We start from the raw sequence: 22,891 nt of genomic DNA on the forward strand, positions 1-22,891 counted from the left end.
CCCGCCTGTTGCGGGGCGCCCTTGTTGCATCAGGCCGGCTGCGTCTCGGCCGGCTGGCGGGCCAGCGCCAGCTGATACCTGTGCTCGGCCAGCTCCAGCTCACGGCGCGCCTCGTCCACCTTGCCGTCGGCACTCTTCACCGCTGCCACCAGCTGGTTGTAGCGATCCCAGCTGCCGTTGTACTCCTTCACCTCGGCCTGGTAACGCTGGCTGATCTCGTTGGACTGGCGAATGATGGCGTTGTTCTCATCGTGCAGCTGATCGATGCGGGTGCTCAGGCCCGCCTGGATGGCGCGGATCCGTCGATACTCTTCCGGGCCGTAGCTGCCGCTGTAGCTGTTGTACTCGCGCACCAGCCGGTTGATCTCCTGCACCGTCTGGCGGTTGCGCTGGTTCAGCTGGTTCAGCTCGCGCTGGTAGCGATCAAAGTTGCCCTTGAGCGTCTGCTGGCGATCCTGCAGGGCGGTTCTGGCCGCCACCTGCTGGCTGTAGTGCTCCTGGGCCGCCGCCAGGTCCTGGCGCCGGGTTTCGAGGGAGCGTTCCAGCTCGCCCAGATCCGGCAGCGCTTCCGTCACCATGGTGGGGTAGAAGGCGGCGATCTGCGGCGTGGTCACCTTCAGCGCCCGCACCGCATCGGCCCCGTTGGCCTGATCCCGGTAATCCACGCCGCACGGCTGCCCCTTGCAGACCAGGTCCGGGCTGGAGAACTTGTACTCGTGGCTGTAGACCCCGAAGCTGGAGGGATAGGCCATCACGGTGGCGAAGGAACCCCGCACCCCGTGTCCCAGCGCATAGTGGTAAGTGCCCCCCGTGCCATCTTGCAGGCGGGAGTGGTTGAGCCCCATGTTGTGACCCAGCTCGTGTGCCAGCACCACGTCGCCACAGCCGGTGGCCGTGACATGGCTGAACATGCTGCCGGCATCCTGGGAGACATCCCCGTCGGCATACGCCTTGCGGCCATCGCTATAGGTCGCGGAACCACCAACCCAGGCCAGCCCGCAGCTGCCGTGGTCACCGGTCTGGGGGCGCATCAGCACCACCATGTCGGCGCCATAACGGGTGCGCAGGGTCGGTACCTGCTTGAAAGCCGGATCCTGCTGGTAGGTCACCGCGTTGAGCGCGGATTCGTCGGTGCCGCCATCCGGGTAATTGACCTGCTGGTCGTGCACGCTCCGCACCGTCAGATCCAGGCCGCTGGCGGCATAGATCTGGTTGGTGACGTTGATCATGTGCTGGATCCGGGTCTGCGCATCCCCCTGATAGCGGGCCGCCAGCCCCGGGCTGTGCAGCACCATCAGGTCGATGGTTTCCGCCAGCACGGGGGTCGCCCCGAGCAATCCCGCAATCATGATCCCCAAGGTAGTTTTCTGCATGTGATCTTCCTTTTCTGTTGTTATTGGTGAGTCGGGATCAGGGCGTCATCGCCGCCATGACCCAGATCCAGCGGCGGGTTCTTGTAAACCCAGCCCTTGCCTCCCAGGGTCTCGACGGAGTAACTGCCTTGCGGCGTGCCGATGAACCCGAAAGTCGCTTGCTTGCCGACGGTGAAATTGACCGGATAGCTGTCACCCTCGACCCGAATCTCCCCTTGCCAGTTGCGCTCCCCGCCCCGCTGCAGCTCGACCTTGGTCACCCTGGCCTGCAGGGTGCTGCCATCCGGCAGCGGCAACGCCACGCTGTCACCCACCTGAGCCCGCTCCAGATCGCTGCCCTGCAGGGCGATCGGCTGGGGTTGCTCGACCGCATCGCCGGGCTCCGCCAGCGGAAAGTCCGCATCCACCTCGGCCGCCTGCCAGGGGGTCTCCAGCTGCTGGCTGCCATCTTCCCGCAGCCGATCCGGCTTGGCGGGGGGCGTGACCGGCGCCGGTTTGAGCGCGGGTACCGGCATGGCGGCGAGTGGCGTCAGCTCCACCAGCGGGGCCGACTCTGCCGCACGCGCCTCATCCCCTGTCGTCATTGCTCCGGGCGCCACCGGCTGCGGCCACAGCCACCAGCCGATCACCCCGGCCAAGAGGGCGCACAATGCCAGCCCAAGCCCCCATTTCGCTCTCTTCATACTGATACTCCAGTCAAAAACAATCCTTATAAAACAATGAATTGCATTCAAAGTGAGGGGGCATGCTAGAAACTGGCGACAAGGCTGGCACCCCCCTATATGGGGCGTCTGAAAAATCGACGCTGGTGTTTGCACACATCCATTTGAGTCGACAAAGCCAGCGCTGGCGGGGGCTGAGGAAGGGTTCGAATGATGCTTTTTTGCTGCAGCAAAACGTCCGTGAAAGCGACCGGCATGACTCCCTTCACCCCATATGGGTTAAGCAAATTTGGCTGTACCGGGAGGCGGGCTGCGGCGTACCCTGATGGCATTGATCAGGTCAAGGATGTTGCATGAACGGTTTGCGAATAACGGCGCCAGCACTGGGCTGGCTGGCAATTTCATGGCTGGCGGCGCCGCTCGCCGCCGCCCCTCTGACCCTGCAAGGCGGGACTCAAAGTTACAGCATCGATCCCGATACCCTGGCCATTGCGGTGAACCGGATCCCGGTCAGCGCGGGCCAGCCCGCCCGCCAGGTCGATCAGCTGCAGCAGGATGACCAGCAGGCCAGCTGGCGCTGGCCCGCCCAGGAGGCCAGGGTGGAGGTCAGGCTGGATGGCGACGACCTGCTGCTGACGCTTGCCAGCGACAGTCCCCGTCAGCTGACCTGGTACAGCCTGCCGAGAAACCAGACCCACCTCTCCCTCGCCATCGGCGAGGGCAGCCGCTTCTCGGTGCGCGACAGCGACTGGCTCGGCTATGTCGGCGACGAGCTGGCCGAGCTCAACACCCACTACGACCTCAAGCTGCCGCTCTGGAGCCAGGATGCAGGCAAGCAGACCTACAGCTGGATCCTGCAGAGCCCCTACGACAACCGGCTCAAGTTCAGCCGCCAGGGGGGCCGGCTGCAGCTGAGCGCCAGCCACGAGTTCAGCAGCTTCAACGCTCAGGCGCCCATGGTGGTGCGGCTGAGCGTGGGGGATGACTGGCTGGCCGGCGCCCGCCGCTACCGGGCGTGGTTGCAGAGCGAGGGGGCCTGGCAATCCCTGGCCGACAAGATTGCCCGCGTCCCGGCCGGCCGGCGACTGATCGGCGCCAGCCATGTCTACCTGTGGGGGGATGCCCTGCTCGATCGGCAGGACGTGAAAGCGTGGCCCGCTCTGCAGGCCAGATTGCAGCAAAAGCCGGAGTGGCTGCAGACCTTCAATGCCGAGGAGCGGGAGGCGCTGGCCGCCGCCCATCCCGAGATCTGGCAGCAGAGCCTGATCATGGCCGGCCTCAACCGGCTGATTGCCAGCCAGCTGCCGCTGCCTGCCCAGCAGGGCCCGCAGGCCCAGAGCAAGGTGCTGGCCCTGCGCCAGCAGTGGGTCAAGGGTCAGCTGGGGGATCTGCTGGTGCCCCAGGAGCGCTGGGGCCAGGGGCTGTCACTGCCGGTGATCGAGGCGCTGCAGCAGGCGGGACTACGCAAGCTGTGGCTCGGCACCCCGCAGTGGACGGCGGCCCTGCAGCAGGGCTATGCCCTCACCGCCGCCCTGCGCCAGGGCTATCTGGTGGGCAGCTATGACTCCTACGACACCGCCATCGCGCCCGGCACCAACGACAGCTGGCTCACCGCCCAGCTGCCGCCGGAGATCGGCAAGCGCTGCGCCATCGTCGAGGCCAACGGCAAGCCCAAGCCGGGCTTTGGCGGCGAGGGGGTCTATCTCAACCCCGGCTGCACCCTGCCCTTTGCCAAGAGCCGCATGAGCGAGCTGGCCAAGGCCAGCGGCATCAACAGCCTGTTCCTCGACGTGGATGGCACCGCCATGGCCTCCAACGACTACAACCCGGCCCACCAGCAGGGCAGTCAGGCCATGGTCGCCGACCGCAACGCCCGCATGAGCTGGGTGGGGGAGCACCTCGGCCTGGTGCTGGGCTCGGAGGATGGCAACGCCCTCACCAGCAAGCCGCTGTTGTTTGCCCACGGTATCCAGAGCTGGGGCTTTGGCTGGGAGGATGCCGCCATGCGCAAACAGGCCAAGTCCCCCTACTACCTCGGCAAGTGGTGGCCGGACGAAGCGCCGCAAGTCTTCTTCCAGCCCGCCCGGCTCAAGCCGCGCTACCTGAAGACGGTGTTCAATCCGGCGGATCGGCTGCCCCTCTATCAGGCGGTGTTCCACGACTCCGTGCTCAACAGCCACCACTGGCTGCTGGACAACCTGAAATTCCCGGGCATCAAAGAGGAGCGCGCCCTGCTCGGCCTGCTCTACAACACCCCGCCGCTGGTCAACCTGAGCCGCAGCACGCTGGCCAGTCGCCTGCCGGAGCTGACCCGGCTGAGCGAGCAGTTCGCCCCGCTGCATGAAGTGCTGTGGGACAAGGCGCTGGTGGGCTTTCGCTGGCGTGACGGGGTGGGCCGGGTGCAGGAGACCCGCTTCTCCGACGGCAGCCGGCTGGTGGCCAACTTCAGCCACAACTCCATCATGATCGACGGCCACAAGCTGGCGGGCCGGCAGCTGCTGGTGGCGCTCAAGGGCAAACCGGTCAGCGTGCTGAAGATCCAGGGCTAGGCCCGGCGGGGTGACGGGGGATCAGAAGGGGGCAGCCCCGCCGAGCGAGACGGTGGGCTGCGCATGGAGGTTGAGCCAGCGCCGGCGCAGGGTCTCCAGCGAGCCATCCTGGCGCATCTGGTCGAGGGCCTGCTGCAGGGCCTGCACCTTGGCCGGCTCCGTCGCCAGGTTGAGGGCAAAGTAATACTGCTCGCTGTCGTCATAGACAAACAGCGGGGTGAGCGCCTCGAAGCCGTGCCCCAGCTGGTGCATGTGGAAGGCCGCCCCCAGATCCAGCGCCGTCACCAGCTCCACCCGGCCGCGCAGCAGCATGCGAAACTTGTCCTCCTCGCTGTTGACGCTGACCGGCGCCAGCCCCTGGCGGATCAGCTGCTGGGCTGAAGCCGAGTTGCGTACCACGGCGATCCGGTAGTCGCTCGCCTCCTGCAGGCTGCGGGGCTGGATATCGGTGCGCGAGCTCAGCCGCCACACCCTGATGGTGCGCGGCCCGACCGGCCCCACCCACTGGAACTGGTGCTCCCGCTCCGGGGTGCGCGCCACCGAGAAGAGGATGCTGCCCGCCCGATAGCGGGCATTCTGATAGGCCCGCGCCCAGGGCAGCAGCTGGATGTCACCGCGCAGCGCCAGGCCGCTGCGCGCCAGCAGGGCCTGCAGCAGATCCACCGAGAAACCGCTCACCGGCTGGCCGGCCAGCTGGTAGTTGTAAGGGGGCATCTGCTCGGTCAGCGCCTGCAGTGCCCGGGCCGGCTGCGCCAGCGACCCCGTCAGCAGCAGCGTGGCCAGCAGCCACCTCCACCGCGCTCTTGTTCCCACCCTCGACTCCTTCCCATGAAAAACAGACCCCTGCCGTGGCAGGGGTCTGACATAACGCATGTTCACCGGCTTGCGCCTCAGTGACTGGTGGCCGCCTCCTGGTAGTGGTGGCGGATCCAGCGTTCGAAGCCAGCCAACATGGCTTCCTCTGAGTCGCTATTGTCGGCGATAAGCTGGTCGCCGTGAACTACCCGAATGCGGGCATCGAGCGGTGCCCCCTCGCCGGCCGGCGGACGCTGACGGGCCGTCGCCATGCAAGCCTCGGCCTGTTGCCACGCCTCGGCCACGCTCTGGTTGCACACCGCGGCCAGCGGGCCGGCGCTGAAGCCCTTGCCGGTCAGGCTGCGCAGGGTCTCGTCATGGGTCATGCCGTTGCCCGGCCCCCAGTAGTGGGCGGCCAGATCCGGCCCGATACGCGGGTTGTCGGTGAGGTAGCCGTCGCGCTTCAGGAAATAGGCGCGGGTCTGCTCCACCGCCATCAGCGCCAGCAGGTAGCCGTGGTAGGCACAGGCCGACTCCTGGTTGAGCAGGTGCGGGATGGCCAGCAGCGGACGCGGGCTCTCCACCCCCAGGATCTGGCGCTCCCAGCGGCGGGCCAGCGCCAGCACGGCAGCCGGGGTGCGTTCGGCCTCGTCCATGGCGTAGAGATCCCGCTCGAAGTAAGCCACCAGCGCGATCTGGCGCTCGTTGAAGGCACGAAACGGCTGGCGCGCCTCGATCATCGCCTTGATCAGCGCATCCGGGATCGGCTCCCCCGCCGCATTTCTGGCGTAGCGCTTGAGCCAGTCCGCGTCATCCAGCAGGCTGTCACAGAACATGGACTGGGTCTCGGCATAGGCCATGGAGGTGGGCGGGAACTCCTGGGAGAAGCAGGGGGCGTTGCCGGTGACGTTGGCAAAGTGCGCCGCATGGCCCCCCTCGTGGAACAGGGTGTTGAGCCCGCTCCAGCCGCTGCCCACCTGGGCCGGGTCGGCCAGGCTGGTGAAGTTGACCACTGCCGGCACCCACTCCCCCTCCTGCCAGAAGCTCGGCACCGGGCCGTGGCAGAAGCCGTTCTCGTATTTCCCCTCCCGGGTCAGCAGATCCAGAGTGAGGCTGGCGCCGCGGTACTGGATGCCGAGCCGGCGGAAGCTCTCGACCCAATCCTGCAAGGCGCGGGAGAAGGGTACGTAGGGGTCGAGCTGGCGGGTCACGTCGCCGCTCACGCTGTAGCGCAGGTTGTGGGGCAGCAGAGCCGCCTCCCCCTTGGCCGCCTTCAGCTCGGCCAGGCTCTGATGCAGCCGCTGCTCGGTGCCGGCGATGAAGTCGTCGAGGATGGCGAACAGCTGCGCCGGGCTCATCTGCTCGTTCTTGTGCACCTTGTAGTCGAAGTAGTCGCGATAACCCATGGCCCGGGCGAAGCGGTTGCGCAGCGCGACTATGGCCAGATAGCCGTTGTCGACCACCCAGTTCTCCAGGGTGTGGAACATGGCGAGCGCGCTCTGGCGCACCGCCTCGTTGCTACTGGCAGCCAGTGCCGTGCTGGCGGCGGGCAGACTGCCTGCCACCTCGCGGCCCTGCTCGTCCAGCAAGGTCAGCTTCAGCTCCCGACGGCGGGCGAACAGCGCCGCCTCGGCGGCCACCAGCTCGTCCATCAGGGCGGCGGCGGCCGGCGCCTCGATGACGTTGCATTCGAAGAAGGCGATCCAGCCTGCCAGACCGCGCTTGAGCTCGGTCTCCTCGGCCATGGCATGCATCTCCCGCAGCACCGGCAGGCGCGCCGGGTCGGCGCAGAACGCCTTGTAGGCCTGCTCGGCGGCGGTGAAACCGGCCTGATCGTCGCTGGTGCCCATGTAGGTGGACCAGAACAGATCCTCCTTGCGCCTGTGCACCTGCAGGTAGTCGGCGTTGAGCTGGTTGAGATAATTCCTGGCAATGGAACTCATAAATTCCCTCTTGTTATGGGGCAGCACGGGGTGCCCACTCCTTTATTGGTGAAATGCCGACTCATTCACATTTTCTGCAAATAATCCGGCAAATTGTGCGCCGGGATGCGCGCGAACACGCTACCAAAAGCGAGGGTTTCTGTCTGCTGGCTATACTGGTGTCAAACTTCTCAATTGGCGTGCTGTCGCGCCAAGCCTTTGAAAGTTAATTAAATGTTAAATGAAAAATAATCAGGGCCAGCCGACAGACTGGTCACCACCAGACCCGCATGGGAAAGTTAAGGAAGAGACTATGTTCAAGCTCGGTGATATTGCCGTGAGCCGCAAATTGATGCTGTTGCTCTCACTGGCGCTGGTCGGCTTCATCGCACTGCTGCTCATCTCCGCCAGTGCCCTGCAGCGCAATCTGATGAGTGAACGGGAAGCCAGGCTGCAGGCCGTGCTGGATCTGGCCATGAGCCGGATCCAGGCGCTGGCCGCCACCCTGCCCGCCCCGCAGGCGCAGGCCGAGGCCAGGGCCATGCTCAACAGCATGCGCTTTGACGGTGACAACTACCTGTTCGTGCTGGACGAGAACCGCCGGATGCTGGTGCACCCCGTCCGACCCGAGCTGGTCGGCCAGCAGATGGGCGAGAGCGGATCCGCCATCGCCGGCGCGCACTGGCAGCGGATGGTGGATCTCGGCAGAGGGGGTCAGCAGGGTCGGCTGGAGTACCAGTGGGTCTCCCCCTCCGGCGAATCGGCCCAGAAACTGTCGCTGGTGGCCGGCTATCAGCCCTGGGGCTGGATCCTCGGTTCCGGCGTGCTGCTGCAGGATATCCAGGCCACCATCTGGTCCCAGTATCAGCTGATGGGGGGCGCCACCCTGCTGGTGACCCTGCTGATGGGGCTGCTGGGCTTTGCCATCAGCCGCTCCATCGTCAACCCGCTGGCCGAGATCAACCGGGCCATGCAGCAGGTGGCCGCCGGCGATCTGGTGGTGAGCATCCCGGTGCACGGCAAGGATGAGCTGGGGGCCGTCGCCAGCTGCACCAACCAGGGGCTCAGCGCCATCCGGCACGCCCTGCTGGAGGCAAGCCAGGGGGCCAGCAACGTGGCGGATGCCGCCCTGCGCATCGCCGCCTCCGCCGAACAGACCAACCAGGCGGTCAACAGCCAGCGGGATCAGCTGGCCCAGCTCGCCACCGCCATGAACGAGATGAGCGCCACCATCGCTGACGTGGCCGGCCACGCCGAGAACACCGCCCGCGACACCCAGGACGCCACCAGCGAGGCCGGCCTCGGCAACCGGGACGTGCACGCCAGCGTGCACGGCATCCAGGCGCTGGCCAGCGAGGTGGAGCAGGCCACCTTGCAGGTCAACCAGCTCAAGGAGGGGGTGATGCAGATAAGCGAGGTGACGGCGGTCATCAGCGCCATCTCGGAGCAGACCAACCTGTTGGCCCTCAACGCCGCCATCGAGGCGGCCCGCGCCGGCGAGCAGGGCCGCGGCTTTGCCGTGGTGGCCGACGAGGTTCGCCAGCTGGCGAGCCGCACCCGCCAGTCCACCGAGGAGATCCAGAGCACCATAGCCCAGCTGCAGCAGCGGGCGGTGAGTGCGGCCGACGCCATGGACGCCAGCCGCAAGTTGGCGGAGAGCAGCGTCGGCCAGTCGGAGAAGGCGGGCCAGGATCTCTCCCTCATCGTCAACCACATCCAGCACGTCAGCGACATGGCGACCCAGATCGCCACCGCGGCGGAGCAGCAGAGCATGGTGGCGGAGGACATGAACCGCAACGTCAGCGGCATCAACGACTCGGCGCTGGAGATGTCCCAGTCCGCCTCCCAGCTGGCTCAGGAGAGCGAGCTGCTGGCCGGCCTCTCCCGCAGCCTGGACGAGCGGCTGGCCCTGTTCAAACTGGGCTCGGCCAGCCACCAGCCGGCAACCCAGCCGCGGATGCCGCAACCGCCGCGGCAGGAGGATCGTCCGCGCATCCGCCACTGATCCGTCCTGGCTTGTCGCAGCGCACGCCCCCGCCAGATCGGCTGGCGGGGGCGTTTTTCATTGCAAAAAAATGCCAAATATTTGCATCTTGTCGACCTGTTCGACGAACTTGATGCCGTGGCGCCGAGTTAATAGCCATTTAAAAACAGAAAGTTAAGTGTTTGCTCTACTCCGATGAGGTCAAGCTGTAAAGATTTACACTTAATTATTTAATCAAAAATAGTCATGATGAGTTGTCGCCAATCGCGACACCATGACCCTTTATGTAGTCATTTGGCAAACTGGTTGAAAGGCCAGGACGCAAAGCCTCCGGTCTAAAGACATGTCGTCCAGGATAGCGGGGTTGCCACACAGTGTTTCGGGGAACGCCCCTGCCAACTTGACTGCCCACATCTGTCGAACAGAGGAATGTATGGCAGCAAAAATCCAACTCAATCACGTCGCTGCAACCCTGGCCCTGCTGGTCAGTGGCAGCGTGCTCGCCCACGGCTACATCAGCCAGCCGGAGTCGCGCAACTACCTGTGCAAGACCGGCGGCAACAGCCAGTGTGGCGCGGTGCAATGGGAACCCCAGAGCGTGGAAGGCCCCTCCGGCTTCCCGAATGGTGGCCCTGCCGACGGCCAGATCGCCTCGGCCGGCAGCGCCAGCTGGGGCGAGCTGAACGCCCAGACCAGCGACCGCTGGACCCGCCGCGAGGTACAGGCCGGCCCCTTCGCCATCAGCTGGACCTTCACCGCCAACCACGTCACCCGCAACTGGCGCTACTACCTCACCAAGCAGGACTGGAACCCGAACCAGCCGCTGACTCGCGCCGCCTTCGAGCTCACCCCCTTCTGCGTGGTGGACGGCAACATGACCCAGCCGCCCAAGCAGGTCACCCACCAGTGCAACCTGCCCGAGCGCACCGGCTATCAGGTGATCCTGGGGGTGTGGGAAGTGGGGGACACCAGCAACAGCTTCTATAACGTGATCGATGCCAACTTCAAGGGCGGCACCCAGCCACCGCTGGAATGGAGCCAGGGCGGCACCATCTACCCCTCCACCGAGCTGGCGGTCGGCGACAAGGCCAGAACCCTGGTGTTCGATGCCAACGGCGTACGCCCCGATCTGCAGACCGAGCTGACCATCGCCAGCCCGGAGCAGGGCCAGAAGAACAACTGGACCCACGCCCTGGCGAGCAAGATCAATGCAGAGCAGAGCCAGATCCGCGCCGGCCAACAGAGCGGTGAAGGCCAGTTCAACCCCGTCTACGGCCAGAACCCGGTCTACTTCAAGGCCGGCAGCGCGCTGGAGCGGGTCGAGATCCAGCTTGAGCAACAGCAGCCGCCGGTGAGCAACGGCGTCAGCGTGAGCGGCCTGGAGAGCGACTACCTGCTCGACGAGGGCAAGCTGACCCTCAACTTTACCGTGGCTGCCGAGGGCGATCTGACCGTCACCAACACCCTGTATGATCACGGTGGGGCCGCCAAGGGACAGACCAGCGCCGACATCAAGGACAGCAGCCACAGCTTCACCATGCCGCTCACCGGGCTCAGCGCCGGTCACCACCAGCTGGTGATCGAGGGCAAACCCAAGGCCGGTGGCGAGGCGGTGCAGCAGACCCTGGACCTGATGCTCAAGGATCCGGCCGCCGGCGGTGACTACCAGTTCACCTTCCCGGACGGGCTCAAGTCCTACACCGACGGCACCAGGGTGCTGCAGCCCAAGAACGGCAAGATCTACCAGTGCAAGCCCTTCCCCTATCGCGGCTGGTGCAGCCAGTGGTCGGCCAGCGCCACCCAGTATGAGCCCGGGGTCGGTAGCAATTGGCAGGATGCCTGGATCCTGGTGAACTGATCCGCAGGCACAGCATGACGCCATCAACAAAACGGGGAGCCACTGGCTCCCCGTTTTCTCTGGTGTTCTCTGGTGTGACCGCTCAGATCTGGAAGTCGATGGCCGGCTCGCCGCCCATGGCGCGGGCCTGAATGTCCGCCAGCGCCAGCTCAGGGTTGCAGAGCTGGATGAACTGCCAGGCGAAGTTGTGCTGGAACTGCCCCTGCTTGAGACCGATCCAGGCGGTGTGGGGCGCAAACAACCGGCTGCCGTCCAGCTGCACCAGTCCCTTGTCGCGCTGGGTGTCGAACGCCATGTCCGCCAGTATGCCCACCCCCATCTCCAGCTCGACATAGGTCTTGATGACGTCGGAGTCCTGCGCGGTCAGCAGGATCTGCGGGGCTATGCCGGCCTCGGCAAACGCCTCGTCCACCCGCGCCCGCCCGGTCAGCCCGGCCTGATAGGTGATGATGGGCCACTGGGCCAGCGCCGCCAGGGTCAGCTCCTGCTCGGCACTGAGCGGATGCTGCTCCGGCACCACTATGTTGTGGTGCCAGCGGTAGTAGGGAAACGCCACCACCCCTTCGCTCTTGTCGAGCTGCTCGCTGCTGATGCCGATGTCCACCTCGCCGGTCTGCACCAGCCGCACTATCTCCTCCGGACCGCCCTGGCGCAGCTCCAGCTGCACCAGCGGGAACTGCTCGCGAAACGCCTTCACCACCCGCGGCAGGGCGTAGCGGGCCTGGGTGTGGGTGGTCGCCACCAGCAGCCGGCCCGAGTCGCGGTTGGCAAAGGTGCTGGCCAGCTTGCGGATGTTCTCGGCATCCCCGAGGATGCGCTCGGCGATCACCAGCAGCTCCTTGCCCGGCTCTGTCATGCCGAGCAGCCGCTTGCCGTAGCGGATGAACAACTCGATCCCCAGCTCCTCTTCCAGCTCGCGGATATGGCGGCTGACCCCGGACTGGGAGGTAAACAGGGCATTGGCCACCTCGGTCAGGTTGTAATCCCGCCGTGCCGCCTCCCGAATGATTCGCAACTGCTGAAAATTCACGTCATCGCCTCCTGCGCTGACCGGCCGGTCGGGGCCCTCCCCGCCGCCTTGTTGTTATCTTGTCTGGCTGCCCGAGCCTGAACTCTGGCCGCCATACTGACCCTGTTGCATCCCAGGCGGGCAGACTCCGCCCTGGTCACGCTGCTTGCCTGCGCGGCCCGCCAGGGGCCTGCCACTTAAATCTGGTAATCCGGGTAGAGCTGGGCCTGTCTGGCCACCAGCCGCACCCCCTGGCCCGGGCTGAAGGCGCGGGCCGCCTCCTTGCTCAGCTCGGCCTCGAAGTGTGCACCGTTTGTATCCCCATTGCCACGCAGTTCCACCCGGATGCGCGGCCCCATGGGCAGCAATCTGGTGATGGTGGCGCTGATGCCGCCCGGCGCATCCGCCGGCACTATCTCCAGCTCGTGGGGACGCACATAGGCGACGGCCGCGCTGCCCTCCGCCAGCTGGGAGCTGATGGGCCCGCCCAGCAGCTGCTCGCCGATGCCGAGCCCCTGCCCGGCCACCCGCCCGCGAAACAGGTTCACGCTGCCGAGGAAGCTGTGCACGAAGGAGCTGGCGGGCTGGTCGTAGACCTCGGCGGGGGTGCCGATCTGCTCGACCTTGCCGGCATTCATCAGCACCACCCGGTCCGCCACCTCCAGCGCCTCCTCCTGATCGTGGGTGACGAACAGGCTGGTGACGTGCAGCTCGTCGTGCAGCTCGCGCAGCCAGCGGCGCAGCTCCTTGCGCACCTGGGCGTCGAGGGCGCCGAAGGGCTCGTCCAGCAGCAGCACCTTGGGCTGCACCGCCAGCGCGCGGGCCAGGGCGACCCGCTGGCGCTGACCGCCGGAGAGCTGGGTCGGGTAGCGCGCGGCCACGTGGCTGAGCTGCACCAGAACCAGCAGCTCCTTGACCCGGGCGCGGATCGCCACCTCGGCCGGTCGCTCGCTGCGCGGCTTGACCCTAAGGCCAAACGCCACGTTCTCGAACACCGTCATGTGACGAAACAGGGCGTAGTGCTGGAACACGAAACCGACGTTGCGCTCGCGCACGTGCAGATCCGAGGCATCCTCGCCGCGGATGATGACGTGGCCGCTATCGGCCTGCTCCAGCCCGGCGATGATCCGCAGCAACGTGGTCTTGCCGCAGCCGGAGGGGCCGAGCAACGCCACCAGCTCACCGTCGTGAAAGTCGAGGTTGATGTCGGCCAGCGCCGCGTACTGGTTGAAATGCTTGTTGAGTCCTTGTACCTGAATGCTCATGGCAGCCTCTTGAATTCGGTGATCAGTGAGAGTGAACGGGCTGGGCACGCAGCCGGGCCAGCAGGGTTTCCCCCAGCAGGGTGAAGATCCCGAACAGGGCCAACAGGCTGGCCACCGCGAAGGCGGCGCCGGTCTGGTACTCGTTGTAGAGGATCTCGATGTGCAGCGGCAGGGTGTTGGTCTGGCCGCGAATGTGGCCGGAGACCACCGACACGGCGCCAAACTCCCCCACCGCCCGGGCGGTACAGAGCAGCAGGCCGTACATCAGGCTCCAGCGGATGCCGGGCAGGGTGACCCGCCAGAACATCTGCAGGCCGCTCGCCCCCAGCATGATGGCGGCCTCCTCCTCTTCCGGGCCGCGCGCCTCCATCTGGGGCAGCAGCTCGCGCACCACGAAGGGCACAGTGATGAAGGTGGTGGCCAGGATGATGCCGGGGGTGGCGAAGATCACCTTGATGTCGTGCTCGCTCAGCCATTCGCCAAACCAGCCGCGGCTGCCGAACATCAGCACGAACATCAGCCCCGCGATCACCGGCGACACGGAGAACGGCAGATCGATGAGGGTGATGAGCAGTTGCCGGCCCGGGAAGCGGAAGCGGGCGATGGCCCAGGCCGCGGCGACCCCGAACAGCAGGTTGAGGGGTACCGAGCAGAGGGTCACCAGGGCGGTGAGGCCGAGGGCACTGAGGGCGTCCGGCTCGCTGATGGCGTGCCAGAAGAAGCTCAATCCGGGGGACAAGGCCTGGATAAAGACGGTGGCCAGCGGCAGCAGCAGCAGGGCGGCAAACCAGCCGAGGCCGACCGTGATCAGCAACCACTTGACCCAGACCGGCTCGCGGATGACGGGGGGCTGGCGCACCGAGGGGGTCGGCGCCACCTCACCCGTTGCCAGCGCCAGGCTTGCGTTGGATGCGTTCATATCCGGCTCCCTCCGATACGGGCCCAGCTCCAGGCCTGCAACTTGTTGATAAGCAGTAACAAAATGAAAGAGATCAGCAGCATGACCACGGCAATGGCAGAAGCGCCGGCGTAGTCGTACTCCTCCAGGTGGCTCATGATCATCAGCGGCGCGATCTCCGACACCATCGGCAGGTTGCCGGCGATGAAGATGACGGAGCCGTACTCCCCCACCGCCCGCGCAAAGGCCAGGGCAAAGCCGGTCAACAGAGCAGGCACCAGGGTCGGCCACAGCACCCGGATGAAGGTCTGCCAGCGATCGGCGCCCAGGCTGGCGGCAGCCTCCTCCTGCTCGGTCTCGGCTTCCTGCAGCACCGGCTGCAGGGTGCGCACCACGAAGGGCAGCCCGATGAAGGTGAGCGCAATCACCACGCCGATGGGGTTGTAGGCGAGCTCGATGCCAAACGGGGCGACCCACTGCCCGATCCAGCCGTTAGGGGCAAAGATGGCGCACAGGGCGATGCCGGAGACGGCGGTAGGCATGGCGAACGGCAGATCGATCAGGGCATCCACCAGTCGGCGGCCGGGGAAGGTATAACGCACCAGCACCCAGGCCAGGATCAGGCCGAACAGGGCGTTGAGCAGCGCCGCCACCAGGGCGGCCCCGAAGCTCAGACGAAAGGAGGCGAGCACCCGCGGCGAACCTATCACCTGCCAGAACTCGGCCAGGGTCAGATTGTTCACCGCGAACAGCACCAGCGCCGAGAGCGGCAGCAGCACCAGCACGCCCAGATAGAGCAGGCTGAAGCCGAGGGTCGGGCCGAAGCCCGGCAGCACGGAGTAAGAACCAAATCGCATAACGCATCCGTTTGTTATGAAAAACATTAGATACAGCGATTCTGCGCACTCCGGTCAGGGGCAACAAACACCAATAACGCCTTTGCTAAGCACTTTTTTATCTAACAACGACATACAAGGCTTTTAGAGCCATAAAATGAAAAAAAAGGTCTTTTATATAAATAAAAGACCTAAAAATGGAGCGTCGTGCAATGTACCAAGCTATCCAAATCAGACTGTCGTGGTATCGGCTGCCTGCCCTCCTTCTCTGTTCCAAACCTCTGTGATCAACGCTCGCCGCTTAGCGAAAACTCAAGGCCGCCCGCCGCTCCCACACCGCCGGCGTCGGCGCCACCACCATCTCGGCCCGCCGATAGAGGGTGCCGAGCAGGTTGAGCCCCTGGTGCCAGTCGCCGTGGCCGGACTGGGCATTGAGGTGGCCCACCTCGCCGGCATCAAACAGCGGCACCTGCCACTGCCGGCTCCAGTATTCGGCCCGCTCGAAGCTCATCCAGGGATCGTTGCGGCTGGCCACCAGCTGGGCCGACACCTTGAGCGATCCTGCCAGCAGCTCGTCTGGCAAGCCGAAGCGGGCCGGATCCGCCGGCGCCACGATAAACAGCGAGGCCACCTTGTCGGGCTGCCGGCGCGCCGCCGTGATGGCTGCCAGCGCGCCGAAGGAGTGGGCCACCAGGTGAGCCCGCCCGAGCCGGCTTTTGAGCTTGCTCGCCAGCTTGGCGCTCCAGACCGTGAGGTCGGGCCGATCCCACGGCAGCCCCACCATCCGCTGCCAGTGGGGGAATTGTTGGTGCCAGCGGCTCTGCCAGTGATCCGGCCCGCTGTTGTGCAGACCGGGAACCAGGAGGATCTTGTTCATCTTGGTGCTCCTATCAGCTGGCACAGGGGCCAGTTCAGTTGACGATGGCCGGCCGCTCAGCGGCCCGGCTGGTAGATCTGGTCAAACAGGGCGCCCTGGGCGAAGTGCTTTTTCTGCGCCTTGTCCCAGTCCCCTTCCAGATCCTTGACGGTGAACAGGGTCAGCTGCGGGAACTGGGCTGCGGTCTCCTTCAGGATCGCCGGGTTGCTGGGACGATAGTGATATTTGGCGACGATGCGCTGCCCCTCGTCGGAATAGAGGTAGTCGAGGTAAGCCTTGGCCACCGCCTCGGTGCCGTGCTTCCTGGCCACCTTGTCCACCACCGCCACCGGCGGCTCGGCCAGGATGGAGACCGACGGCACCACCAACTCGAACTTGTCGCGATTGCCGGGCTGACCCAGCACCAGCAGGGCTTCGTTCTCCCAGGCCAGCAGCACATCGCCGAGGCCGCGCTCGATGAAGCTGGTGGTGGCGCCACGGGCGCCGGAGTCCAGCACCTTCACGTTCTTGTAGAGATCGCCGACGAACTGCCTGGCTCCCTCCTCGCTGCCGCTCTTCTTCAGGGCGTAGCCCCAGGCAGCCAGGTAGTTCCAGCGCGCCCCGCCGGAAGTCTTGGGGTTGGGGGTGACGATGGCCACGTCCTTGCGTACCAGATCATCCCAGTCCTTGATCTGCTTGGGATTGTCCTTGCGTACCAGGAAGACGATGGTGGAGGTGTAGGGCGCCGCATTGTTGGCCAGCCGGCTCTGCCAGTCGGCGCCAATCAGCCCCTGTCTGGCCACGGCATTGACGTCATAGGCCAGCGCCAGCGACACCACGTCCGCCTCCAGCCCGTCCACCACGGCGCGCGCCTGCTTACCAGAGCCGCCATGGGACTGGCTGACCACAACATCGTCGCCGGTCTTCGCCTTCCACTCCCTGGCGAAGGCGCCGTTGTACTCCTGGAACAGTTCGCGGGTCGGATCGTAGGAGACGTTGAGCAAACGGATCTCGGCGGCATTGGCCTGACCGAGGGCCAGCAGGGAGAGTAGGGTCAGGGCTGTCGTTCGCAGTTTCATGGGGATACTCCATATCTCGTTGGGTTGAATGCAGCATGCCGCGGGCTTGTTATGCCGAGAACCAAGAAATAACGCTTTGCTTATCTCATTTGCTCATATCAGGAGACCGCGGGCGCCATTCGCGCACTCTGTGAGCCAGGCCGCGCTGGCCCGGTGCCGGCTGTGCCATCATGGAAACAAGGCAGGCTGATGACGAACAGGAAGTCGTTATGTGGATCAACGCAGAACCCGTCAATGGTGCCCTGGTGTCGCTGGCCATCGGCCTCATCATAGGGCTGGAGCGGGGCTGGCAGGTGCGCCAGCTGGGGGACAACCAACGCATCGCCGGGATGCGGACCTACGGCCTCATCGGACTGCTCGGCGGGGTCTGCGCCCTGCTGCTGCCCACCCTGGGCCCCTGGCTGCCGCTGCTCGGCCTGCTGGCGGTGGTGATTGGCTGCGGCCTCTCGGTCTGGCTGGCCCAGCGCTGGCAGGGGGAGTTCGGCCTCACCAGCTCGGTGGCCATGCTGCTCACCTATCTGCTGGGGCTGATGTCGGTGCTGCTGAGCCCGAGCGAGGCGGTGGCCTGCGCCGTGCTGGCGGCGCTGCTGATGGGGCTCAAGGGCAAGATCCAGCAGGGGATGCTGTTTCTGAGCGAGACCGAATTTCACGCCACCCTGCGCTTTTTGCTCATCTCCCTGGTGCTGCTGCCAGTGCTGCCCAATGAGGAGATGGGCCCGCTCGATGCCTTCAACCCCTTCAAGATCTGGCTGATGGTGGTGGTGATCGCCGGCATCTCGTTTTGCGGTCACTTCGCGGTACGCCTGCTCGGCACCCGCGCCGGGCTGGTGCTCACCAGCATGCTGGCCGGGCTCGCCTCCTCCACCGCCCTCACCCTGCAGTTTGCCCGTCTCAACAAGGAGCAGGGGGGGCTGGAGCGGCTGCTGGCCACCGGCATCCTGCTGGCGGGGGCCACCATGTGGCTGCGACTGCTGGTGCTGGTGCTGCTCATCCACAACGAGCTGGCGATGCGCCTGGCGGCGCCCCTGCTGTTGCTGGCGGCCACCGTCTACGGCTTCGCCTTCTGGTTCTGGCGCCAACGCGAGGAGCTGACCGACGGCCCGGTGCAACCCCAGACCAGCAACCCGCTCGATCTGGCCACCGCCATCAAATTCGGCCTGCTGCTGGCGCTGATCGGCTTCATGGCCACCCTGTTGCAGAACAAGGTGGGCAACTCCGGGGTCTATCTGCTGTCGCTGGTCTCCGGCATCACCGACGTGGACGCCATCACCTTGTCGCTCTCCCAGCTCTCCCACAAGGAGCTGGCGCTGGAGGTGGCGGCCCGCGGCATCCTGTTGGCCGGGCTGGTCAACTCGCTGGTGAAGGGGCTGCTGGCCCTGGGGATCGGCGGCCGCCGGCTGGGGCTGCGGGTGCTGCTGCCCTACTTCGTATCGGCCCTGCTGATCCTGCCGCTGATCTGGCCGGGCGCCTGAGGTTGCAGCAAGTGACAGCCTGACGCCGCCAAAGTGCTCGCGTATACTGGCTCCTCTTGGCACATGAGAGGAGCGGTAGCATGGCAAGCGATTGGGACAAGGTTCTGGCGGGCGGCGCCCTGGACAGCCAGAGCGAGGAGATAGCGAACGACCGGATCCGCGGTCAGGCGCTGCTGGCACAACTCAACGCCTCCCCGGCCGGTGACCAAGCCCTGCGCCAGCGCCTGTGCGGTGAGCTGTTCGGTCACTGCCCCGACTCCTGCTGGATCAGCACTCCCTTCACCTGCGAATTCGGCCGCAACATCCACATCGGCGAGAAGACCTTCTTCAACTTCAACATCACCATTCTCGACGTGGGCGAGGTGCACATCGGCAGCCATGTGCTGCTGGCCCCCAACGTGCAGATCTACACCGCCACCCACACCATGGACTATCTGGAGCGACGCAACTGGACCGCCTACAACAAGCCGGTGCGGATCGGCGATGACTGCTGGATTGGCGGTGGCGCCATCATCTGCCCCGGCGTCACCATAGGGCCGCGATCCATCATAGGGGCCGGCGCCGTGGTCACCCGCGACATTCCGGCCGACTCGGTGGCGGTGGGCAACCCGGCGCGCGTGATCCGCAGCCTGAGCCCGGACGCCCCCCGCGGCTGGGAGCTGGCCCTGTGATCTGGCTCGCCCTGCTCCCCCTGCTGTGGACGGCCTGGCTCGGCCTGGCCGACGCCAACTGGTGGCCGCTGGCCATCATCACCGCCATGAGTCTGCTGACGATGCTGGCCTACGCCCACGACAAGCGCCAGGCGGTGCGCGGCGGCTGGCGCATCCCCGAGTCCCGGCTCCATCTGCTCGAGCTGTTCGGCGGCTGGCCCGGCGCCCTGCTGGCCCGCCACTGGCTGCGCCACAAGACCCAGAAGGGGAGTTATCGCAGGGTATTCTGGTTCATCGTGCTGCTGCACCTGACCCTGTGGGGGCTCTGGCTCGGCCGTCCGCTCTGGCAGACGGTCTGACGCGGGCAAAACAGCCCCTCGACATTCCCGTCCACCCCCTTGCCGGCCATTGCAGCCGGCAATCGGGTATGAGACAACAGATGGCAACAAGGCTGTTTTCTCGTTTATTCATCGGCAAGGAGTCATTCATGACCATGTGGACCGGTATCGTGCTGATCGTCTTCATCAGCGCTCTGTTCGGCTTTCTCAGCAAGCGGGCCCGCTACCAGTTGGGGGATGCCCGCATCACCGATCGTCTCGGCAAGCAGGACATGCTCATCAACGAGCTGCAGGAGCGCATCGCCAATCTGGAAGCCATCGTCATCGAGGAGGAGAAGCGCCGCCCGTTCAAGGAGCTCTGATCCGGCAAGCCGGGCGGCAAACCGCCAGCCCCCGGGCTGCAAGGGTTTGCCGCCGCCCTCTCTCGCACTCGCCCGCCCTCTGCCTGGCCAAAACTAAATTCACCGCAGGATCAGTCCCCTGCCACTCTAAGACTAAATTTTCGCCAAATTGGCCCGTTCCCTGCTCCGTCATGACATCAGTAGTACGGAGAGTGACATCATGATCGCCATCGGCACCCTGCTTCCCCTCGCCTCCCTCGCCCTCAAGCTCGGCAGCAAGCTGCTTGGGGACAGCACGCCACCGGCCCAGACCGAGCCCCCCGTGCAGGAAGAGCGGCTCGCCCCCACGGTGCAGAGCCTGTTCCAGCGCCTCGGCGTCAAGGATGCCAACAGCGAGCAGAACCGCCCCGCCATCAACCACTTCATGGGGGCGCTGATGCAGACCCTGGGCCAAGAGTACTCGGGCCAGTCGCTGCCCCAGGCCATCGACGCCGCCCGCACCCAGCTGGCAAACGGCACCCAGAGCACCCGTCTCGACGCCCTGCAGGGCGAGCTCGACACCCTCAAGGGCTCCCTTGGCAACAGCGACCTCAGCCTCGATCAACTGCTCTTCGCCTTCAAGCAGACCCTGCCCAATGGCAAGGGGGAGGGCGTCGGCAAGCTGCTCAATGCCAGTGCGTGAACGGCGGTGAGCAATAAAAAACGGCAACCTCCTGGTTGCCGTTTTTGCCGGGCCGGATCCCATGATGCCACGCTAGGGTAGTGAGGAAGGTGGAGTCAGCATCGCCTCTGCCAGCGCACTCTGCCCGCGATCCTGCAGGGCATTGGCCGCGCCCAGGCGATCCGCCGCCTCCTTGTTCTGACCCAGCTTGAACTTGCCGACCAGCCCGGTTATCTCTATTTCGATGCCGATGACCGCCTGCACCATGGCCTCGAGATAGTCTCGCGGCGCATCAGCCATCTTCCAGGGGGTTGGCTCTGCGGCTTCATGGGTGCGGGTCAGATTAGCCAGCAGACGGCGCACGAAGCGGGCATCGTCGCGGATCTGGATGCGACCGTGAGCATGCACCACGCTGTAGTTCCAGGTCGGCACCAGCTTGTGATGCTCCTGCTTGCCCGGATACCAGCTGGGAGAGATGTAGCCATCTGCAGCCTTGAAGATCACCAGCACCTCGTCGCCGTCTTTCACTTCCTGCCAGAGCGGATTGTTGCGGGCCACATGGGCACGCAGGACGCCATGATCCCCCTCTCCAGCATCCAGCTCGAACGGTAGGTGGTTGGCATCCAGCCCCCCTTCACCATGGGTGATCAGAGCCCCCAGCGGATATGCTCGGATCAGCTGGTGCAGAGTCTCGGAGTCGGTGACGGCAAAATGGGGTGGCAAGTACATGCAGGTTCCTTCTGGTTGGCGCTGAGTTCCATTCAGCCTGGTCAGGGATTTATGCCCGCTTTGCCGCCCTCGGGGCAAGCGAAACAGGCTGATAAGCCGACATAAAAAAGAGGGCTGACGCCCTCTCTTGATGTTCCTGTGCACTTAGGCACGTTTGGCCAGCCACTGTTCGGCGGTGGTGAGGGCCGATTCAATCTGCTCGCGGGCTACGCCTCCCTTGGCAACCCGCTTGGCCAAGGTCGCCTCCAGCTCCAGGTTCGGGTAAACATCTTCCCCCACCACGGGACTGAAGCGCTGGAACTCGGGGAGGGAAAGCTCTTCCAGCGGCTTCTTCATCTGGATCGCGTAAACCACGGTCTCGCCGACGATATGGTGCGCCTCGCGGAACGGGATCCCCTTGGCCACCAGATAGTCTGCCAGCTCGGTAGCATTGGCATAGCCGCCCTGGGCCGCCGCCTTGGTGCGCTCGCCATTGACCTTCAGATCGATCAGCACCAGCGCCGCCATGTCGAGGCAGTCGTGCCAGGTGTCGAGGGCATCGAACAGCCCCTCTTTGTCCTCCTGCATGTCCTTGTTGTAGGCCAGCGGCAGCGCCTTGAGGCTCATCAGCATGCCCAGCTGGGCGCCGACTACCCGGCCGGTTTTGCCACGAATAAGCTCCAGCGCATCCGGGTTCTTCTTCTGTGGCATCAGCGACGAGCCTGAAGTGACCGCATCGGAGAGCTCCACAAACCCAGCCTCGCCGGTGTTGTAGAAGATGAGATCTTCGGCAAAGCGCGACAGGTGGGTCATGGACAGCGACGCCACGTGCATCAGCTCCACCACGTGATCCCGATCGGAGACCGAATCCAGGCTGTTGCGGGTGGCACCGGCAAAGCCCATGTCGAGCGCCAGCGCTTCACGGTCGATGGCGTAGGCGGTGCCCGCCAAGGCGCCGCAGCCGAGCGGGCTGGTGTCGAGGCGTTTGAGGGCATCCAGCAGCCGAGAGTAATCCCGCTCCAGCATCTCCACATAGGCCAGCGCCCAGTGGGCGTAGGTGACCGGCTGGGCCCGCTGCAGGTGGGTGTAGCCCGGCAGCACGGCGGCCTGATTTTCGCGAGCAGAGGCCACCAGCCCCTGTTGCAGGGCGGTGATGGAGCCGAGCAGCAGCTCACCCTGCGCCTTGCACCAGAGTTTGAGGTCGGTGGCGACCTGATCATTGCGCGAGCGGCCGGTGTGCAGCTTCTTGCCAAGATCGCCGACGGCGGCGATAAGCTGGCTCTCGACCCAGGAGTGGATGTCTTCGGCATCCGAACTCAGGATCTGCTGGGGATCCTGCTGCACAGAGGCGAGCAGCACTTCCATCGCCTGCTGCAGCTTGCCCTGTTCACCCTCGGTCAACACGCCCACCTTCACCAGCGCTTTGGCCCAGGCCATGGAGCCCTGAATATCCTGCTCCGCCAGCCGGTAATCGAACCGCAGCGAATCGTTGAACTGCTTGAACCGGCTATCGGCTCCCTGACTGAAGCGTCCACCCCAAAGTGCCATACTGCTCTCCTTGAATGCGTTGTCGGCGGCCCCTGGCCACCGAGCTTGAAATCGTGCCCTGTTTTTCTGCGAGCCTGTTATCTCACA

At 65.3% G+C, this 22,891-nt stretch carries 20 protein-coding genes and 1 riboswitch; of the genes, 8 read left to right on the top strand and 12 right to left on the bottom strand.

What is annotated here, in order from left to right; translation table 11 throughout:
- Positions 1–29: 29 nt before the first annotated feature.
- Together ACB031_RS16725 and ACB031_RS16730 are read right to left on the bottom strand one after the other, a co-directional pair.
- On the bottom strand, positions 30–1,373 hold the full coding sequence (locus ACB031_RS16725; protein ID WP_017765261.1) for a zinc-dependent metalloprotease: 1,344 nt from the start codon (positions 1,371–1,373) through the stop codon (positions 30–32).
- Between the two features lie 20 nt (positions 1,374–1,393).
- A complete protein-coding gene (locus ACB031_RS16730; RefSeq protein ID WP_054544038.1) occupies positions 1,394–2,056 on the bottom strand; it encodes a hypothetical protein in 663 nt (220 codons plus the stop codon).
- A 332-nt stretch (positions 2,057–2,388) separates the two neighbouring features.
- Here ACB031_RS16730 and ACB031_RS16735 point away from each other — a divergent pair, with 332 nt between their 5' ends.
- Positions 2,389–4,584 (top strand): glycoside hydrolase, encoded by a 2,196-nt coding sequence (locus tag ACB031_RS16735; protein ID WP_371139924.1) that lies wholly within the window; start codon positions 2,389–2,391, stop codon positions 4,582–4,584.
- A gap of 21 nt (positions 4,585–4,605) precedes the next feature.
- On the opposite strand, the gene ACB031_RS16740 is transcribed toward ACB031_RS16735, so the two are convergent.
- Positions 4,606–5,397: an ABC transporter substrate-binding protein gene (locus tag ACB031_RS16740; protein WP_117404913.1), complete on the bottom strand. Its 792-nt coding sequence runs from the start codon at positions 5,395–5,397 to the stop codon at positions 4,606–4,608.
- Positions 5,398–5,474: 77 nt separating this feature from the next.
- Entirely contained in the window at positions 5,475–7,322 is a 1,848-nt protein-coding gene (locus ACB031_RS16745) for a M3 family metallopeptidase (protein WP_371139925.1), read from the bottom strand.
- Positions 7,323–7,614: 292 nt separating this feature from the next.
- Between ACB031_RS16745 and ACB031_RS16750 the strand changes: the two genes are divergently transcribed.
- Together ACB031_RS16750 and gbpA are read left to right on the top strand one after the other, a co-directional pair.
- Positions 7,615–9,306: a methyl-accepting chemotaxis protein gene (locus ACB031_RS16750; RefSeq protein ID WP_371139926.1), complete on the top strand. Its 1,692-nt coding sequence runs from the start codon at positions 7,615–7,617 to the stop codon at positions 9,304–9,306.
- 265 nt (positions 9,307–9,571) lie between these two features.
- Positions 9,572–9,657, top strand: a riboswitch (cyclic di-GMP riboswitch).
- 61 nt (positions 9,658–9,718) lie between these two features.
- Positions 9,719–11,143: an N-acetylglucosamine-binding protein GbpA gene (gene gbpA / locus ACB031_RS16755; RefSeq protein WP_371139927.1), complete on the top strand. Its 1,425-nt coding sequence runs from the start codon at positions 9,719–9,721 to the stop codon at positions 11,141–11,143.
- Between the two features lie 82 nt (positions 11,144–11,225).
- Here gbpA and cbl read toward each other — a convergent pair whose 3' ends face one another.
- The 6 genes from cbl to ACB031_RS16785 form a co-directional block, all read right to left on the bottom strand.
- Complete coding sequence (gene cbl, locus ACB031_RS16760; protein ID WP_005308577.1) at positions 11,226–12,173, bottom strand: HTH-type transcriptional regulator Cbl; 948 nt, start codon at positions 12,171–12,173, stop codon at positions 11,226–11,228.
- A gap of 176 nt (positions 12,174–12,349) precedes the next feature.
- Positions 12,350–13,417: a sulfate/molybdate ABC transporter ATP-binding protein gene (locus ACB031_RS16765; RefSeq protein WP_371139928.1), complete on the bottom strand. Its 1,068-nt coding sequence runs from the start codon at positions 13,415–13,417 to the stop codon at positions 12,350–12,352.
- Between the two features lie 22 nt (positions 13,418–13,439).
- The gene (gene cysW / locus ACB031_RS16770; protein WP_042051457.1) at positions 13,440–14,336 is read right to left on the bottom strand and encodes a sulfate ABC transporter permease subunit CysW; all 897 of its coding nucleotides are present in this window, start codon (positions 14,334–14,336) and stop codon (positions 13,440–13,442) included.
- Entirely contained in the window at positions 14,333–15,172 is an 840-nt protein-coding gene (cysT, locus tag ACB031_RS16775) for a sulfate ABC transporter permease subunit CysT (RefSeq protein ID WP_193557916.1), read from the bottom strand. Before cysT ends, cysW begins: the two co-directional genes overlap by 4 nt.
- A gap of 280 nt (positions 15,173–15,452) precedes the next feature.
- Positions 15,453–16,028 carry an RBBP9/YdeN family alpha/beta hydrolase gene (locus tag ACB031_RS16780; protein WP_371139929.1) on the bottom strand — a complete coding sequence of 192 codons (576 nt, stop codon included), beginning with the start codon at positions 16,026–16,028 and terminating at the stop codon, positions 15,453–15,455.
- A 56-nt stretch (positions 16,029–16,084) separates the two neighbouring features.
- Entirely contained in the window at positions 16,085–17,086 is a 1,002-nt protein-coding gene (locus ACB031_RS16785) for a sulfate ABC transporter substrate-binding protein (RefSeq protein WP_019840783.1), read from the bottom strand.
- A gap of 209 nt (positions 17,087–17,295) precedes the next feature.
- On the opposite strand from ACB031_RS16785, the gene ACB031_RS16790 reads away from it, so the two are divergent.
- The 5 genes from ACB031_RS16790 (at position 17,296) to ACB031_RS16810 (ending at position 20,569) form a co-directional block, all read left to right on the top strand.
- Entirely contained in the window at positions 17,296–18,558 is a 1,263-nt protein-coding gene (locus tag ACB031_RS16790; protein WP_005308564.1) for an MgtC/SapB family protein, read from the top strand.
- A gap of 80 nt (positions 18,559–18,638) precedes the next feature.
- Positions 18,639–19,229, top strand: coding sequence for a sugar O-acetyltransferase (locus tag ACB031_RS16795; RefSeq protein ID WP_010635198.1), 591 nt, complete (start codon positions 18,639–18,641; stop codon positions 19,227–19,229).
- Entirely contained in the window at positions 19,226–19,567 is a 342-nt protein-coding gene (locus tag ACB031_RS16800) for a DUF1294 domain-containing protein (RefSeq protein WP_043169348.1), read from the top strand. Before ACB031_RS16795 ends, ACB031_RS16800 begins: the two co-directional genes overlap by 4 nt.
- Before the next feature lie 128 nt (positions 19,568–19,695).
- Entirely contained in the window at positions 19,696–19,908 is a 213-nt protein-coding gene (locus ACB031_RS16805; RefSeq protein WP_005308557.1) for a hypothetical protein, read from the top strand.
- A gap of 199 nt (positions 19,909–20,107) precedes the next feature.
- Positions 20,108–20,569, top strand: coding sequence for a hypothetical protein (locus ACB031_RS16810; protein WP_139431210.1), 462 nt, complete (start codon positions 20,108–20,110; stop codon positions 20,567–20,569).
- A gap of 72 nt (positions 20,570–20,641) precedes the next feature.
- Here the strand turns inward: ACB031_RS16810 and ACB031_RS16815 are convergent, their stop codons facing one another.
- Together ACB031_RS16815 and argH are read right to left on the bottom strand one after the other, a co-directional pair.
- On the bottom strand, positions 20,642–21,277 hold the full coding sequence (locus tag ACB031_RS16815; RefSeq protein ID WP_042008673.1) for an FMN-binding negative transcriptional regulator: 636 nt from the start codon (positions 21,275–21,277) through the stop codon (positions 20,642–20,644).
- Between the two features lie 144 nt (positions 21,278–21,421).
- Positions 21,422–22,804, bottom strand: coding sequence for an argininosuccinate lyase (gene argH / locus ACB031_RS16820; protein ID WP_371139930.1), 1,383 nt, complete (start codon positions 22,802–22,804; stop codon positions 21,422–21,424).
- Between the last annotated feature and the right edge of the window lie 87 nt (positions 22,805–22,891).

It is taken from the genome of Aeromonas sp. S8(2024) (genome assembly GCF_041403085.1).
Lineage (GTDB): Bacteria > Pseudomonadota > Gammaproteobacteria > Enterobacterales > Aeromonadaceae > Aeromonas > Aeromonas dhakensis.